Annotated in this window: 10 protein-coding genes; 3 read left to right on the top strand and 7 right to left on the bottom strand. The window is 39.4% G+C overall.

Going from position 1 to position 15685, the window contains the following annotated elements:
- Window positions 1–132: 132 nt before the first annotated feature.
- Genes AC58DT_RS06695 through AC58DT_RS06680 form a run of 4 tightly spaced genes read right to left on the bottom strand, consistent with a single transcriptional unit; the run spans window position 133 to window position 6872 of the window.
- The gene (locus AC58DT_RS06695) at window positions 133–3627 is read right to left on the bottom strand and encodes an efflux RND transporter permease subunit (RefSeq protein ID WP_497216111.1); all 3495 of its coding nucleotides are present in this window, start codon (window positions 3625–3627) and stop codon (window positions 133–135) included.
- A 15-nt stretch (window positions 3628–3642) separates the two neighbouring features.
- Window positions 3643–4803, bottom strand: coding sequence for an efflux RND transporter periplasmic adaptor subunit (locus tag AC58DT_RS06690; RefSeq protein ID WP_497216110.1), 1161 nt, complete (start codon window positions 4801–4803; stop codon window positions 3643–3645).
- A gap of 34 nt (window positions 4804–4837) precedes the next feature.
- The gene (locus tag AC58DT_RS06685; protein WP_497216109.1) at window positions 4838–6217 is read right to left on the bottom strand and encodes a TolC family protein; all 1380 of its coding nucleotides are present in this window, start codon (window positions 6215–6217) and stop codon (window positions 4838–4840) included.
- Window positions 6210–6872 carry a TetR/AcrR family transcriptional regulator gene (locus AC58DT_RS06680; RefSeq protein WP_497216107.1) on the bottom strand — a complete coding sequence of 221 codons (663 nt, stop codon included), beginning with the start codon at window positions 6870–6872 and terminating at the stop codon, window positions 6210–6212. The genes AC58DT_RS06685 and AC58DT_RS06680 overlap by 8 nt, the downstream gene beginning before the upstream one ends.
- Window positions 6873–6976: 104 nt before the next feature.
- Here AC58DT_RS06680 and AC58DT_RS06675 point away from each other — a divergent pair, with 104 nt between their 5' ends.
- From AC58DT_RS06675 to odhB, 3 genes are all read left to right on the top strand, one after another.
- The gene (locus AC58DT_RS06675; RefSeq protein ID WP_497216106.1) at window positions 6977–7951 is read left to right on the top strand and encodes a polyprenyl synthetase family protein; all 975 of its coding nucleotides are present in this window, start codon (window positions 6977–6979) and stop codon (window positions 7949–7951) included.
- Between the two features lie 152 nt (window positions 7952–8103).
- Window positions 8104–10875: a 2-oxoglutarate dehydrogenase E1 component gene (locus AC58DT_RS06670; RefSeq protein ID WP_497216104.1), complete on the top strand. Its 2772-nt coding sequence runs from the start codon at window positions 8104–8106 to the stop codon at window positions 10873–10875.
- 85 nt (window positions 10876–10960) lie between these two features.
- Window positions 10961–12205 carry a 2-oxoglutarate dehydrogenase complex dihydrolipoyllysine-residue succinyltransferase gene (gene odhB / locus AC58DT_RS06665; RefSeq protein WP_497216103.1) on the top strand — a complete coding sequence of 415 codons (1245 nt, stop codon included), beginning with the start codon at window positions 10961–10963 and terminating at the stop codon, window positions 12203–12205.
- Between the two features lie 297 nt (window positions 12206–12502).
- Here odhB and AC58DT_RS06660 read toward each other — a convergent pair whose 3' ends face one another.
- The 3 genes from AC58DT_RS06660 to AC58DT_RS06650 form a co-directional block, all read right to left on the bottom strand.
- The gene (locus AC58DT_RS06660; RefSeq protein WP_062619999.1) at window positions 12503–13141 is read right to left on the bottom strand and encodes a response regulator; all 639 of its coding nucleotides are present in this window, start codon (window positions 13139–13141) and stop codon (window positions 12503–12505) included.
- Window positions 13138–15147, bottom strand: a complete 2010-nt coding sequence (locus AC58DT_RS06655) for a tetratricopeptide repeat-containing sensor histidine kinase (protein WP_497216101.1) — start codon at window positions 15145–15147, stop codon at window positions 13138–13140. Before AC58DT_RS06655 ends, AC58DT_RS06660 begins: the two co-directional genes overlap by 4 nt.
- A 69-nt stretch (window positions 15148–15216) precedes the next feature.
- Complete coding sequence (locus AC58DT_RS06650; RefSeq protein WP_497216099.1) at window positions 15217–15651, bottom strand: retropepsin-like aspartic protease family protein; 435 nt, start codon at window positions 15649–15651, stop codon at window positions 15217–15219.
- Between the last annotated feature and the right edge of the window lie 34 nt (window positions 15652–15685).

Below are 15685 nucleotides of genomic sequence, written 5' to 3'. Positions count from 1 at the left end.
ACATCAGTACACTAACTTTTTAAATAAGAAAAGACCTGCCAATTATTTAAAATTGACAGGTCCTTGAAATAATTTAATGTTCGACCAGACTTAGACTGCGCTCAGTGTAATACACTAGATAAGGTAGAAGCTCTATTGATTTTTCAACCTTAGTTGTTCTTTCGCCTTCTGTTTCTTTAATTCCTTTAACCTTCGCTTTTTTCTGAATCTAATCTTTGCGCGGTTCACCAAATAAAACATTACGGGAACCACAATCAAGGTTAGGAAGGTAGCGAAGATCAAGCCGAAGATTACCGTCCACGCCAGCGGGCCCCAGAAGATTACGTTGTCACCACCTATATAAATGTTTGGTTTGTAATCAGTAAAAAAACCAAAGAAATCTATGTTTAGACCAATGGCTAAGGGAATAAGCCCCAGCACGGTTGTAATGGCAGTTAGCAATACAGGACGCAAACGCGATTTTCCGCCGGCAACAATTATTTCAAAATATTGCCTTTTTGTAAGCATATCGTCATCGTCCATTTCCAGGTCGTGCATTTTTCGGTCTATAAGAATCTGGGTGTAATCTATAAGAACGATGGCGTTGTTAACCACAATACCTGCTAGCGATATAATACCCATCATGGTCATAATTATTACAAAATCCATCTGGAAAACCACGAGACCGAGGAATACCCCTGCCAGGCTGAGTACAATAGCCATTAAAATGATTAAAGGCTTGCTCAAAGAATTAAACTGCGCTACCAGAATAAGCATAATACCGCCCATAGCATAAAACAGTGCTAACAAGAGAAAACCCATATTGTCTGCCTGTTCTTCCTGCTCACCGGTAAAGGCAAGATTTATATCCTTTGGAAGCTCGTAATTCTGCAGTTCTGTTTTTAGGTCATTTACAATTTCGGTACCGTTATAACCTCCAAGTACGTTGGAATATACCGTTATGGTCCTTTTTAAATCCTTTCTTTTTATGGAACTGAAAGAAGCTGTGTTGTTCTTTGTTACCATAGCTGAAATAGGTACTTGAACAATATTGCCTTGGTTGTTCCTAAAGGTAATTGGTTGGTTGAAAAGTGCGCTTTCGTCATAGCGGGATTTCTCGGAAAGGCGAACGTTTATTTCGTAATCGTCATCACCTTCTTTATAGGTTGAGGCTTCTTCGCCAAAAATAGCGCGACGCAAGGTCTGTCCAATCTGTCCTGTGGAAATGCCCAACTGCCCCGCTTTTTCACGGTCCACGGTCACGTCCATTTCGGGTTTGCTTTTGTTTACGTCTATTTTCAGTTCTTCGATACCGCTGATGCCCAAACCTTCAATATAAGAACGCAGATTTTCAGCTTCGCGAAGCATTTGTTCGTAATCCTCTCCGCTCAATTCAATGTTTATTGGGTAGCCAACGGGCGGGCCGGCGGCATCTTTTTCAACAATAATGGAAGCTCCTGGGAAACCTTTTACCGACTCGCGCACTTCTTCCAGAACCGTGCTACTCTTTACGCCACGGCGTAATTGGAAGTCGCGCATGGAGAGCGTAATCTTTCCCTTTTGAGGCATATCATTGCTCTGTCCGCCATCGGTCTGTGGGTTTCCGGCGCCTTGGCCTACCTGTGAAATGGCAGATTCTACCATATAATTATACCCATTGTCATCATATTTTGCAATTGCATCAAAAACCTGTTGTTCTACCTGCTTGGTAAGTTCATTGGTTTTTTCAATGTCGGTTCCCTGTGGATATTCAATATAGGTAATAATCTGGTTCGGCTCATTTTCTGGAAAGAAAAGTACTTTTGGTTGTGCAATTCCCACTAAAATAAAAGAGAAAATTAAAAGTCCGATGGTTCCGAAGAAGAATACATAAGCTTTTCTTCCGCGCAAAGCGTACTTTAGGGTTCTTTCGTAAAAATTCTCCAGTTTTTTGAGGGATTTGTACTGAAAATAATCTACTGCACCTGCCAACACATATTTATAAAGCCAAAGCAGCAATGCCGCAAGTATCGCCAAATTTCCAAACCCTCGGAAAGCAGCTACATCCATTGCAAAACCGGCAACCAACAGCAAAACACCCACTCCCACTAAAATCAAGCTCCAGCGTACGAGTTTCTTTTTTGTTAACGGTTCCTCTTCAGTTTTCATAAATTCTGAAGTAAGCATGGAGTTAATTATCAATGCCACAAAAAGCGAAGATGACAGCACCACCGAAAGCGTGATGGGGAAATAAATCATAAACTTACCAATCATTCCCGGCCATAGCCCAAGCGGGAAAAATGCTGCAAGTGTGGTGGCTGTAGAAGCAATAATAGGCCAAGCAATCTCGCCCATACCTTGTTTGGCTGCTTTTCGTGGAGACATCCCCTCGCTCATTAAGGTGTAAACGTTCTCGACTACCACAATACCGTTGTCTACTAGCATTCCCAGACCCATAACAAGCCCAAAAAGCACCATTGTATTTAGCGTGAAGCCCAATGATGAAAGGATAAACAGTGACATCAACATAGAAAGCGGAATGGCGAAACCTACAAAAAGTGCGTTGCGGAAACCAAGGAAAAACATCAATACAATTACCACCAAAAGCACCCCGAAGATGATGTTGTTAACCAAATCATTCACTTGGTTTTCGGTCTTTATGGATTGATCGTTGGAAAGGCTTATGTGAAGACTTTTAGGAAGATAATTTTCCTGCTCCTGGGCTACTATTTCTTTTATTTGCTCAACGGCCTCAATCATATTTTTACCAGCACGCTTTTTTACATCCAGCATCACTACAGGATCACCATATTCACGAGCGTAGGTAGTTGGGTCTTTTTCTTGGAAATTTATAGTCGCAATGTCTTTTAGGAAGATAATTCCATCATCTTTTTTAACAACAACCTTTTCCAGCTCCTTTGGATCTTCAATTTCACCAGTAATCCGTATGTTTTTCTGAACGCCGTTGGTAATGATATTTCCACCGGAAATGGTGCTATTTTCACCTTTTACAGCATTAATAATATTGTCAAAACTTACCTGTGAAGCGGTCATTTTATAAATATCAACAGCTATTTCCACCTCTTTTTCCTCGGCCCCACGAATGGTGGCTTCCTTTATTTGTGGAAGCAGTTCTATTTTATCCTGAAGATATTCGCCGTATTCCTTCAACTGCTGCACAGGGTAATCGCCCGTAAGATTTATGTTGAGGATGGGCATTTCTTCTGAAAAGTTAAGGTCAAAAACATTGGGCTCTACCTTGGCGCCATTGGTGAGTGTGGGCCAGGTGGTTTCAGCTTTCACTTGATCTACCTTGTCTTTTACCAATTGCTTTGCAACGGGGATTTCTACCGTTTCCTCAAATTCTACAATTATAATAGAGTAATCCTGAAGGGTTGTTGAGGTGATTTCCTTTACACCACCAACGTCCTTAAATTCTTCCTCCAAAGGTTCAGTGATGAATTTTTCAACATCTTCAGCAGAGTTACCAGGGTTTACTGAGCTAACGTAGATTTTGGTCTCGATAATTTCGGGGAAAGCCTCGCGGGGCATACTATAATATGCGTAAGCACCCAAAAACAGGATGATGGCCATAATTACATAGACCGTCATTTTATTGTCAATGGCCCAAGACGATATGCTAAATTCTTTATAGGGATTTTTGCTCATGGTGCAATTGGTTTCTTAGTTTTTGATGGTTACTTTCTGGCCGTCGCGAAGGGTTTTAGCGCCTTCCTTTATGATTGTGTCGCCTTTTTTAATTCCAGATTTTACCTCTGTATGGTTTTCATAGGAAAGTCCTGTTTCAAGGAGCACACGCTTTGCTACACCAATTGAATCATTAATGGGTTGGTACAAGTAAGCAATGGTTTCCCCGGCGGCATTTTCCTGTAAAATATTCTCGGGAACGGTAATGGTATTTTCCGCGCTATAGTCGTTAACCTTTACGGTTGCGATGAGGTTGGGTTTCACCAAACCGTCTTTGTTTGGAATTTCTACCTGAATATCAAAACTTCGGTTGTTTGGGTTTATGTAATTGCTTACCTGACGGACAGTTCCTGTAAATTCTTCATTAATAGAAGCTAAATTTACTTTTACTTGGGTTCCTTTTTTAATGTTTTTAAGATAGGTTTCCGGGATGGAAGCCTTTACATACATATCGCTCAAATTTACTAAACGTAATACTGGTGTTTGTCCAGGAACAACAACTTGGCCGGGATCTGAAATAATCTCATCAACAACGCCGCTAAAAGGTGCCGTGATTACGGTTTTTGATAATTGGGAACGCAATTGCTGTGTAACATTTTTAGCCGATTCATAATTGGTCTTGGCTTGTAAATACTGAATTTCAGAACCTATCTTTTGTTCCCAAAGCCTTTGCTGACGCTCAAAGGTAGTCTGTGCCAAAGCCATTTGGGCTTCCTGCTGTGCAACTTGGCTTGAAAGGCCGCCATCGTCAATTTTTGCCAGTCGTTGTCCTTTGGAGACGCGTTGCCCTTCCTTTACATACACATTGGTTAGTACTCCAGAGTACTCAGCATTAAGCACTACGTTTTGGTCTGTTTCAACATTGCCTTGTACTTCCACAAAATGCTTGAAAAGCGTATCTTTTATAACTTCGGCAGTAACTAAAGCTGGGCGGTCCTTTTTTTCGTGCGTTTCAATGTATTGATTGAGTTTGTCAATTTCGGCTTTTAACTCACGTTGCTGTTTGTTCATTTCTGCACGCTTCGCTTTTACAGCAGTCATGTCGCCAGAATTAATTACTGCATCAACAGATTGGTTATCACCTCCGCAGGAAGCCATGGTGATTAGGGTAATTAGGAATAGGATTGCTTTTTTCATTTGTTGATTTTTTAAGCTATTTAGTTGAAGTTTTTTAATATTTTCCTTTTATTTCTTCTGAATTTATTCGCAGTTTCGGAATATTCAACACGGTTTCAAGATTTGCCTTTTCATTAATAACCTCAAGCATAGCTTGAAAATATTGTTGTTGGGCAGTATATAACTGCGTTTGTGCCTGGCGCAAATCAAAACTGGTAGATAGTCCTTCCGTGAATTTTATTTGGTTTTTGTTTTCAATACGTTCGGACAAAGCAAGGTTTTTCTTGGAATTTTCATAATTCTCTATGGCGAATTGATAATTGCTTTGAGCCGTAGTTAGATCTAATTTTATCTGTTGCTGGGTCTGTTCAAAATCGGTCTTTGCTTGATCGAGTGCTATTTTGGTTCGTTGGTTGGCGGCACTTCGCATACCACTGCTGAATATGGGAATGTTAAGGCTTACTCCCAAAACTGATGACTGATACCACTTTTGGTCACCATTAAAAAAAGTAAAATCATCACTGTTTGCGGAAGTTCCGTAATTAACAAAAGCCGATAGACTGGGCAGGAATTTGCTTTTTTCCAAACGGTTTTCGAAATAACGTTGTTCAATTAGATTTTGTGCAATTTTAAAATCTACGTTGTCTTCTATATTTAGTGAAGCATCCAAAAGGGCAAGACTGATGTTTTGGTCGGCAAGCTCGTCCAAATCGTCGGTTAAAGTTACGGGCGCCTCCACATCTATTCCCAAGGCTAGATTAAACATTTGCTTAGCAATAGCCTGACTTCTGCGGGCGTTGTTAAGCTGGGTTTCAATATCTAAAAGTGTTATTTCCAATTGCTCGACGCTTTCTTCTTCGGCTAACCCGTTCTCAAATATTTTGCGGGTTTCGTTGAGGTTTTCCTCAAGATTGAATTTGTTTTTTTCAAAAATAGCTACCAATTCCTGCGCCAATAAAACACTTCCATAGGCATTGATAACCCCTTTGCGAACTTCCAATCGGGTCTTTTCATTGATGTTTTCGGAATATCTCAAAAAAGATTTGGCGGCTTTAAGGCCTACAAGATAGCTGCCGTCAAAGATTAGCTGATTTAATGTTACTACAGCGTTGGCGTTTTGTTTGGTCCCAAAAGTTACTGGTACAAAAGTGCCTGGTTCGCCTCCAGTAATTTCGGCGGGCAGAAGCGTGACAGGTTGTTTCAAGTTGTTGTTATAAGACACACTTGCGTCTATCTGTGGAAGTCCACTTGCCGTGGTTTCCCACTTTTGCTTTATGGCCCTTGCAATATCGCGGCGTGCATTTATAGACGTATAATTGCTGTCCAGCGCAAAGGTAACGGCTTCTTGCAAGCTGAAACTGTATTCTTTCTGTTGTTGCGAAAAACCTGAAGATACAGATAGTAATAAACTGAAAATTAAAAGTTTCTTAGTCATTGGTCTGGTGCTCTTTGATGAATTTTTTTAGTGTTAGAAAACCTTCCGGCGTTACAATTCCGCGGATATGATATTCAAGATATTCTTCGGTAAGGAATTGCGTTGAAAATTTTTCCAAGGGAAACAGGTTTTGGTCTTTTATTCCATGAATGCCTAAAAAATAAAGCCTTGCAATAAAATCTATGTTCAGGTTGCTTCGGTATAAACCTTGGTCAATGCCTCTGCGAAGATTTTTCCGGGTACATTCCATCATTTTTTCAAAATGGCTTTCTTTTATACCTTCAAAAATTTCAGGATAATACTTTTGAAGCTGATATTGCGGCGATGATTGCTCTGCTTCAATTGTTCCCATTACAAATTTTTTAATTTCGAAAAGTTCTTCGATTGGGTTTTGTTCTAGCGAGCAAATTTCATCAATACCTGTAGTAATATTGTGAAGTACATTACGGGTACATTCCTTAACAAGAGCCGTTTTGTTTTTAAAATGCGTATAAATGGTTTTTTTCGAAATGCCCATTTCATTGGCAATATCGTCCATGGTTACGCTTTTAAAGCCAAGCTTTAGGAATAAGTCTGTCGACTTTTGAATTATTTTATTTCTCATAGCGGGCGCAAAGATATGTCGGGAAACTTTTAAAACAAAAATAGTTTCCATAGTTTTATCTTATTTAACAGAAGCTTAACACCAAGGGTATTTTGCAGCTATAAATTGTGTGCTTTAAAATGCTTATTTTACTTTAGCCAAAATTTTCTTCAACCATGGAAATTCTAAAAAAGTACAACGGCGACCTCCAAGAATATCTTGCCAAAGCCGTTTCGCATAAAGAGCCGCACCAGCTCTATGACCCCATAAAATATATTCTTTCGTTAGGAGGCAAGCGTATTCGTCCCGCATTGACATTAATGGTGTGCGATTTTTTTGGGACAGAATATAAAAAAGCAATGAGCGCTGCGCTTGCCGTTGAGTTGTTTCATAATTTTTCGCTAATCCACGATGATATTATGGATAACGCCCCACTGCGAAGGGGGAAGAGAACAGTTCACGAAAAATGGGACGTGAACACAGCGATACTTTCGGGAGATGCAATGCTTATTTTGGCCTATCAATTTTTTGAGAATTATGAACCGAAAATGTTCCAAGAGCTTGCAAAACTCTTCGGTGAAACAGCGCTGCAAGTTTGCGAAGGCCAACAGCACGACATGGATTTTGAAACCCGTGACGATGTTACGCTCGTGGAATATATACAAATGATAGATCACAAAACTGCGGTTTTATTGGGCGCAGCAATGAAAATGGGGGCTATTGTTGCAGCAGCTGCAGAAAGTGATAAAGAAAAAATCTATCAATTCGGAAGAAATTTAGGTGTCGCCTTTCAGTTGCAGGATGATTATCTGGATGTCTTCGGCAATCCGGAAACTTTCGGAAAGCAAGTAGGCGGCGACATTATTTCAAATAAAAAAACCTTTCTTTACATAATGGCTGTAGGGCAGGGAACTTTGGCGCAAGCGGAAGAACTGGATCATCTTTTCAGCATAAACCCCAAAGACCCAACGGATAAAATTCTGACTGTAAAAGAAATCTTTTTAAACTCCGGTGCAGCTGAAGCCACCCGAAAAGAGATTGAAAAATACAGTAATCACGCTTACTCATTACTAGATGGCATTAATATTTCTGAAGAAAAGAAAGAAATGTTTCGTGAGTTTGGCCACAATTTAATGCAACGAAACGTTTAAAATCCATTCACAAAAGCAAATTTACCCTAGAATCCATTTGGGAATATTTTAAGATTTCAAACCGTATAAATCTGGGCAATACAGTCAGCTAGTTACTTTAATTATTGTATTTTTGTACCGTTTTATCAAAAAGACCCATTTGTATATTTATCATGGATAAATTTTCCTTCTTAAACGCGGTTCACCCATCCTACATCGCGGAACTTTACGAAAAATATTTACAATACCCCGACAGCGTTGAACCTAGTTGGAGAGCCTTTTTCCAAGGTTTTGATTTTGGTTCGGAAAATAGTGCACACGATTTTTTCGGTATAGACGAAGCATCGGAAGCACCACGACTTGCAGAGGGTGATAATTGCGAGGATGTTGTAAAGGAATTTCAGGTTGTGAAACTTATTGATGGTTACAGAACCCGCGGGCATCTTTTTACAAAAACAAATCCCGTTCGTGAACGTAGAAAATATGCGCCAACGCTTGCTTTAGAAAATTTCGGGCTTTCACAGCACGATCTAAAAGCTACTTTTAAAGCAGGTGAAATTTTAGGAATAGGCGAAACTACGCTGGAAGAAATCATAAATCATCTTGAAAGCATTTATTGCGATTCTATTGGAATTGAATATATGTACATTCGCAAACCGGACGAGATTCAATGGATACAACAGAAACTGAATGTAAATGATAATCAGCCCAACTTTTCTACGGAGCATAAAAAACACATCTTAAAAAAACTCAACGAGGCTGTAGCTTTTGAGAGTTTTCTTCATACAAAATACGTGGGGCAAAAAAGGTTTTCACTGGAAGGGGGCGAAAGCTTGATTCCTGCTTTAGACACCCTAATTGAAAATGCCGCTGAAAAAGGAGTGGAGGAATTTGTTATGGGTATGGCTCACCGCGGCCGTTTGAGCACACTGACGAATATCTTCGGCAAAAGCGCAAAGGATATTTTCAGCGAATTTGATGGAAAGGATTATGCGCAGGATATTTTTGATGGCGACGTAAAATATCACTTGGGTTGGACCTCCAAAAGAAAAACTGAATCTGGAAAAGAAATAAATTTAAATATTGCTCCAAATCCTTCACATCTGGAGACCGTGGGCGCGGTGGTTGAAGGAATAACAAGGGCCAAACAGGACGACCATCACAAAGACAATCCAAACAAGGTTTTGCCTATCATCGTCCACGGCGATGCGGCAATTGCAGGACAGGGTATTGTGTATGAAATTGTACAAATGGCGCAGCTGGATGGCTACAAGACCCAGGGAACTATTCATATTGTCGTTAACAACCAAATAGGTTTCACCACAAATTATCTGGATGCGCGCTCCTCAATTTACTGTACCGATGTTGGAAAGGTTACACTTTCACCAATATTGCACGTAAATGCCGATGATGTGGAAGCTGTGGTACACGCTATGAATTTTGCTTTGGATTTCAGAATGGAATTTGGACGCGATGTATTCATCGATTTGTTGGGCTACAGAAAATATGGTCACAATGAAGGCGATGAACCGCGTTTTACACAGCCCAAACTCTATAAGGCTATTGCCAAGCATAACAATCCAAGAGACATTTATGCCGAAAAACTTATTGCCGAAGGTGTAATTGACAAGGGATATACCGATAAACTGGAGCAGGAATTTAAAGACAAGCTGGAAGAAAATCTTGAAGATTCCAGAAAAGAAGATAAAACCACCATCACTCCCTTTATGCAGGATGAATGGGATGGATATGATTATGCCGAAGAAGATAAAATGATGGAAGATGTTGATACAACTTTTGATTTGAAAAAGTTGGATGAAATTGCCGAAGTCATTACCAAATTGCCAGAAGACAAAAAATTCCTAAAAAAAATAGCCAAACTTGTTGATGCAAGACACCAAATGTATTTTGAAGACAACAAGTTGGATTGGGCGATGGGAGAATTGCTTGCGTACGGAACCCTTTTAAAAGAGGGCCACGATGTGCGCATGAGCGGGCAGGATGTGGAACGCGGAACTTTTTCACATCGCCACGCCGTTATAAAAGTAGAAGACAGTGAAGAAGAGGTAGTTCTTTTAAACCATTTGAAAGGCGACCAAGGCGATTTTTACATATACAATTCCCTTCTTTCGGAATATGGCGTAGTTGGATTTGATTACGGTTACGCAATGGCAAGCCCGAAAACGTTAACGCTTTGGGAGGCACAGTTTGGCGATTTCAGTAATGGGGCGCAGATAATGATAGATCAATATATTTCTGCGGCTGAAGACAAGTGGAAACTGCAGAACGGTTTGGTAATGCTTTTGCCACACGGCTATGAGGGACAGGGAGCAGAACACTCTTCAGCCAGAATGGAGCGCTACCTTCAATTATGTGCAACCGATAATATGTTTGTGGCAGACGTAACAACGCCAGCTAATCTTTTTCACCTTTTCAGACGACAATTAAAAGTAAATTATCGCAAGCCGTTGATCGTATTTACGCCCAAGAGTTTGCTGCGCCACCCAAAAGTGGTTTCCACTAAAGAAGAATTAGCCAACGGAAGTTTTCAAATGGTGATTGACGATGCCGAGGCAAAAGTTGCGAAAGTGAAAACATTGGTATTCCTTACCGGTAAATTCTATTACGATCTGCTTGAAAAACGAGAAGAATTGAAAAGAGACGATGTGGCTTTGGTACGTGTTGAGCAATTATTCCCATTGCCAACAGACCAAATGAAAAAAATCCTTAAAAAGTATAAAAATGCAGACGATGTAGTATGGGCGCAGGAAGAACCTAAAAATATGGGTGCCTATTCTCATATTTTAATGCATTTTGAAGAAGCGAGGAATTTCAGGGTTTGCAGCAGAAAAATGTATGCAGCTCCTGCAGCGGGCAGTACCGTGAGATCAAAAGCACGTCACGCTAAAGTGATTGAAAACGTGTTTGATAAAAATATGGAATAGTTTTTCTGAAAATTTTTACAGAAAGAAAAAAAGAAATTAAATTTAAAGAATTGTAAACCCAGGGTTTATATAAATTATAGAACGTATGGCATTAGAAATGAAAGTCCCATCCCCGGGAGAATCCATCACCGAAGTTGAAATAGCATCTTGGCTAGTAAAAGATGGCGATTATGTTGAAAAAGATCAAGCAATCGCTGAAGTAGACAGTGACAAAGCAACACTTGAACTTCCGGCAGAAGCCAGCGGAATCATCACTTTAAAAGCTGAAGAGGGTGACACAGTTGCTGTAGGCGATGTAGTTTGCCTAATCGACACAGATGCGAAAAAGCCCGGCGGCGATGATGCTGATAAAAAATCTGAGAAAAAGGAAGAATCTCCAGAAAAAGCAGAAGCCAAAAAGGAGACTCCTTCAAAACCATCAACTCCCAACCAAGAGCAAGATAAAAAAACGTATGCAACAGGGTCGCCTTCGCCTGCAGCTAAGAAAATTCTTGATGAAAAAGGGATTTCTTCAAAAGATGTAAAAGGAAGTGGCCGCGATGGACGAATAACTAAAGACGACGCTTCAAATGCTACACCTTCTATGGGAACTCCAGGTACTGGTAGCCGTGGCAGTGAACGTAAAAAACTCTCTATGCTACGTAGAAAAGTTGCCGAGCGTTTGGTTTCAGCAAAAAATGAAACCGCTATGCTTACTACTTTTAACGAAGTAGATATGACTGCTATTTTTGAATTGCGAAACCAATACAAAGAGCAGTTTAAAGAAAAGCATGGGGTAGGCCTTGGCTTTATGTCATTCTTTACGTTAGCAGTGGTTCGCGCGCTGGAGCTTTATCCAGACGTAAACTCAATGATTGATGGTGATTATATGATCACCTATGATTTTAAAGATATATCAATTGCTGTTTCAGGACCAAAAGGATTGATGGTCCCTGTAATAAGAAATGCTGAAAATCTAAGCTTTAGAGGTGTTGAAAATGAAGTGAAAAGACTTGCAATTAGAGCTCGAGATGGACAGATTACTGTTGATGAAATGACCGGCGGTACTTTTACAATCTCTAACGGAGGTGTTTTCGGAAGTATGCTTTCAACTCCAATTATTAATCCACCGCAATCTGCAATTTTGGGGATGCACAATATTGTTGAGCGTGCTATTGTGCGTGATGGTGGAATTGTTGTAGCGCCAGTAATGTATGTGGCACTTTCTTATGATCACAGAATTATTGATGGCCGTGAGTCTGTAGGATTCCTTGTGGCAATAAAAGAAGCTTTGGAAAGTCCCGAAGAACTTTTAATGGACAATGACGTTAAGCGTGCTTTGGAATTATAATTCCAACCAAAGGATGAAAATAAAAAATCCGGCCTGTAGAGCCGGATTTTTTTGGTTAGTTAGGAAACATCTTCTCAATAAAAAATAATAGTTGTAATTAAGTTTAATAAAAGAATCAATACTATTGAGATAGTCAGCGCGACGACTAAAGGTTTTTTTGAAGTTTCCGTAGTAGAAAAATCCTTTTCTTCATCCTTTATATAAACTGTATCTTTCATAGTGTAAATATCCAAAATTTCTGAGGAAAATAAAATACGTGGTAACACGTAATTTTTGTCAATTAGAATATAATTGTTTCTATAACAGCTTGTCATGATGCTCTTTTGCCCAGATAAGCAAGCTGTTGGTCTTTGGTTCAATATTGAGTTTTGTGATGATATTGCTACGGTGTTTTTCAACCGTTCTGTATGAAATAAAAAGTTGTGAGGCTATTTCCTTATTTGTTTTATCCTGGGCAATTAGTTTTAAAATCTTTTTTTCTGAAGGAGTAAGTGTGGAGAGTTCGCTATCTTCCACAAGTACCACGCCAATAAGTTCTTTTATCTTTTCGCTAAAAAAAGGAACACCTTCTTTAACGGTTTTAATGCAGTTTTCAATTTCTTCAAGCGCGAATTCTTTTAAGATGTATCCAAAGATATTAAGCTCTTGCGCCTTTTGGTATAGGTCCTTTTCTTTATGAAGTGTTATCAATACAATTTTGGTCTGAATGTCGGTTCCCTTGCATTGTTGGGCAATCTCCAGTCCAGACATGTACGGCATCTGAATATCCAAGATGGCTATGTCTGGTTTTTTCTGGGTGATTAAATTGTAAGCTTCTCTTCCATCGTTTCCGCTTCCCAATAGATTATAACCCTTTTCTATCAAAAAGTCGCTTAGTCCTTTTAATAAAAGGGGATGGTCGTCTGCAATAATGATGGATGGTGTAGTTTCGCTCATAATGGAAATTGAAATTCCAGCACAGTGCCGGTGTCTTTTTTAGAAGTTACCTTCATTTGGCCTTTTAAGAATTTTGTACGTTCCAAAAGTGTTTTTAAACCTAAAGATTTTACATCCTGATATTTTTCGGCAAAATCAAAACCTACACCATTGTCACGTATGGATATCAGGATATTGTTGGCAAACTTTTTTATTGAAACCTTGCCTGCCTCTGCATTTGCGTGTTTAAGGATATTGCTCAGGCTTTCTTGAATGATTCTATAAATATTCACTTCGTCTTCTTTTGAGAATATATCATCTATGTTGTCAATTTCAGCAGAAATGAAAAGTGTTGTGTTTTCATCTATTTGGTTTATGGTATACTCAATTGCCTTGGTGATGCCGAGTTCCTGTAACTGAAAAGGATGCAGATCGCGCGAGATGGCCCGAACTTCCTCAATGGTGTGGTCAACCATTTTTTTGGTGTCTGCATCGCCACTGCTCATCAACTTGTTTTTTATCACCAACAATTGTTGGCCAATGCCATCGTGGAGGTCTTTTGAAATTCTTCTTCTTTCGCCTTCCTGCGAAATGAGAAGCTCCTGGCTAAATTTTTCCTGAAGAACTTTATTGCTTTTTAAGTGTCTTTGGTTTCTGTACAAAAGAATAAGTCCAAAACCCAGAAGAATGGCAATACCCCCGAAAAGCATCGCTTTTTTGAAACTTTCATTATCTTTTTCCAAAAGGCTTATGCTGGTTGTTTTTTCTACCAGTTCTTTTTCTTTTTTTTCAGTTTCATAAAGCGTTTGGTAATATGCGAGGGCATTTGCGGTACTTCGGTTGTAAATGGAATCTTTTATGGCGGCGGAAGCTTGGTTGTTTTCAATGCTTTTTTTGTATTCTCCCATATCATAATAGATTTCTGACAAAAAGGAATACGTTCCCATAATTTCATCCTCCACTCCCAAACTTTTGGCAATCTCTAGTTTTTTCTTTGCCAGCGCTAATGCAACTTCATAGTTGCCGATGGTCTGTAGATATTTGGCTTTTCCACCCAAAAAGTTCAGTTCGGCAGCGGGATTTCCTGAAAGGTCAAAATCTAAGGCTTCCAATTGATCCAGATGTTTTTTGGCTTCAATGATTTGATTTTGTTCGCAATAATATTCAATAAGCCGAGAATGAATTCCTATATAGGTAGATTTATTTGAATTGTCACGCTCAAAGCTCTTTTCGGCCATCAGTAGTGCCTTATGCTCCAAATCGCGATTGCCCATTTTTTTATAATCAAGGGCTTGATTGTAATATTCATAGGATAAAAATCGATTGAGCCCCAAGCTCTTCATTTTCTCAATTAATGCATCGCGCTCTATCTTGGCTTTTTGGTGAAAACCATTCATACTGAACATGCTGATGATGCCCTGTTGGGCATAAACCATATAATCGTATTCCTGTTTAAGCTCATACAAGGTATAGGCTCGGGTGAAGTCTTCACCGGCAAGTACAAATTTCCCCATCTGTGAATATGCCTGCCCTCTAAAAAGATAAGTATCCGCAATATTCATAGTATCTTTTGATGAAAAATTTTCTAATGCCACGTTATAGTCTTCAATGGCTCTTTTAAAGTCTACCTTAGTATTGGCGCTACCGCGTTTCATATATAATCCACCTAATAAAAGGCTGTCCTCTATTTTATATTTTCGGGCCAAAACGCTGTTTATAACGGTAATTGCGTTTAGTGGATCATTCGCATAATTGGTAAGCGGATACTGAAGGTTCATTGCTTTTTTTGCCGCCAGTTCTATGCTGTCCAATTCTTGGGCAAGATCTATATATTGTAGGCTGTATTTAATGAAGGCATCTGTGTCTTTTGAGTAAGTACGTTTTAATAAACTGTCCAGCGCTGTAAGCTTCTTCTGTTTGTCAGGTGTCGTATTTACAATCTTTTCATAATGTGAAATATTCTGGCCATACCCTAAAATTGAGTAAAGCGTAAAAAGAAAAAGTAATGCAAAAATTTTTTTCAGCACAAAAAAGATTATTTCAGAGGAAAGATAAAAGTACTTAAATTATTGGAAATAAACATATCGGCAATCATTCTATTTAACGTAAAAACAATTTCTGCCATAATCAATTACCGCTCTGTGCTGTTTTAAAAAATCTGCGCCAATTATCCCGTGAATGGCGTTTTCATTTACTTGCTGAAGTGCGGCGTTTACGTGTGAAAGATCAAAGAGTACAAAATCCATGTTATTAACGTTCCAGTCCTTAATGTTAAATTTATTTCCGCGAGAGAGCATGGTTTCCATATTTATGGCCCCGGCCCCGGCAGCTTTAATAATACTCTCCTCGCTTATCAATAAAAAATGGGCGCTATCGGTAAAGCCAACACAGCTCGTGGAAGCACCGGTGTCCAAAATAAAGTTGCCCGAAACACCATTGATTTTTGCCGAAAAAAGATAATGGCCGGTGGCAAGCCTTTTTAACGGTATACGGTAAAAACCCTCGGCTTCAATAAATTTGCGTAACTGCATCAGCTTTTTTGTGTAAAGATAGCAAACAAAATAA

This window comes from Aequorivita sp. CRS11 (assembly GCF_059693805.1).
The sequence above is the reverse complement of the archived record's forward strand: the minus strand, read 5'-3'. Positions and strand labels throughout refer to the sequence as shown.

Coding starts and splice junctions, on each gene's coding strand:
- odhB (WP_497216103.1), top strand. CDS start 10,961: ATGGCATTAGAAATGAAAGTCCCATCCCCGGGAGAATCCATCACCGAA.
- AC58DT_RS06675 (WP_497216106.1), top strand. CDS start 6,977: ATGGAAATTCTAAAAAAGTACAACGGCGACCTCCAAGAATATCTTGCC.
- AC58DT_RS06690 (WP_497216110.1), bottom strand. CDS start 4,803: ATGAAAAAAGCAATCCTATTCCTAATTACCCTAATCACCATGGCTTCC.
- AC58DT_RS06660 (WP_062619999.1), bottom strand. CDS start 13,141: ATGAGCGAAACTACACCATCCATCATTATTGCAGACGACCATCCCCTT.
- AC58DT_RS06685 (WP_497216109.1), bottom strand. CDS start 6,217: ATGACTAAGAAACTTTTAATTTTCAGTTTATTACTATCTGTATCTTCA.
- AC58DT_RS06650 (WP_497216099.1), bottom strand. CDS start 15,651: ATGCAGTTACGCAAATTTATTGAAGCCGAGGGTTTTTACCGTATACCG.
- AC58DT_RS06670 (WP_497216104.1), top strand. CDS start 8,104: ATGGATAAATTTTCCTTCTTAAACGCGGTTCACCCATCCTACATCGCG.
- AC58DT_RS06695 (WP_497216111.1), bottom strand. CDS start 3,627: ATGAGCAAAAATCCCTATAAAGAATTTAGCATATCGTCTTGGGCCATT.
- AC58DT_RS06680 (WP_497216107.1), bottom strand. CDS start 6,872: ATGGAAACTATTTTTGTTTTAAAAGTTTCCCGACATATCTTTGCGCCC.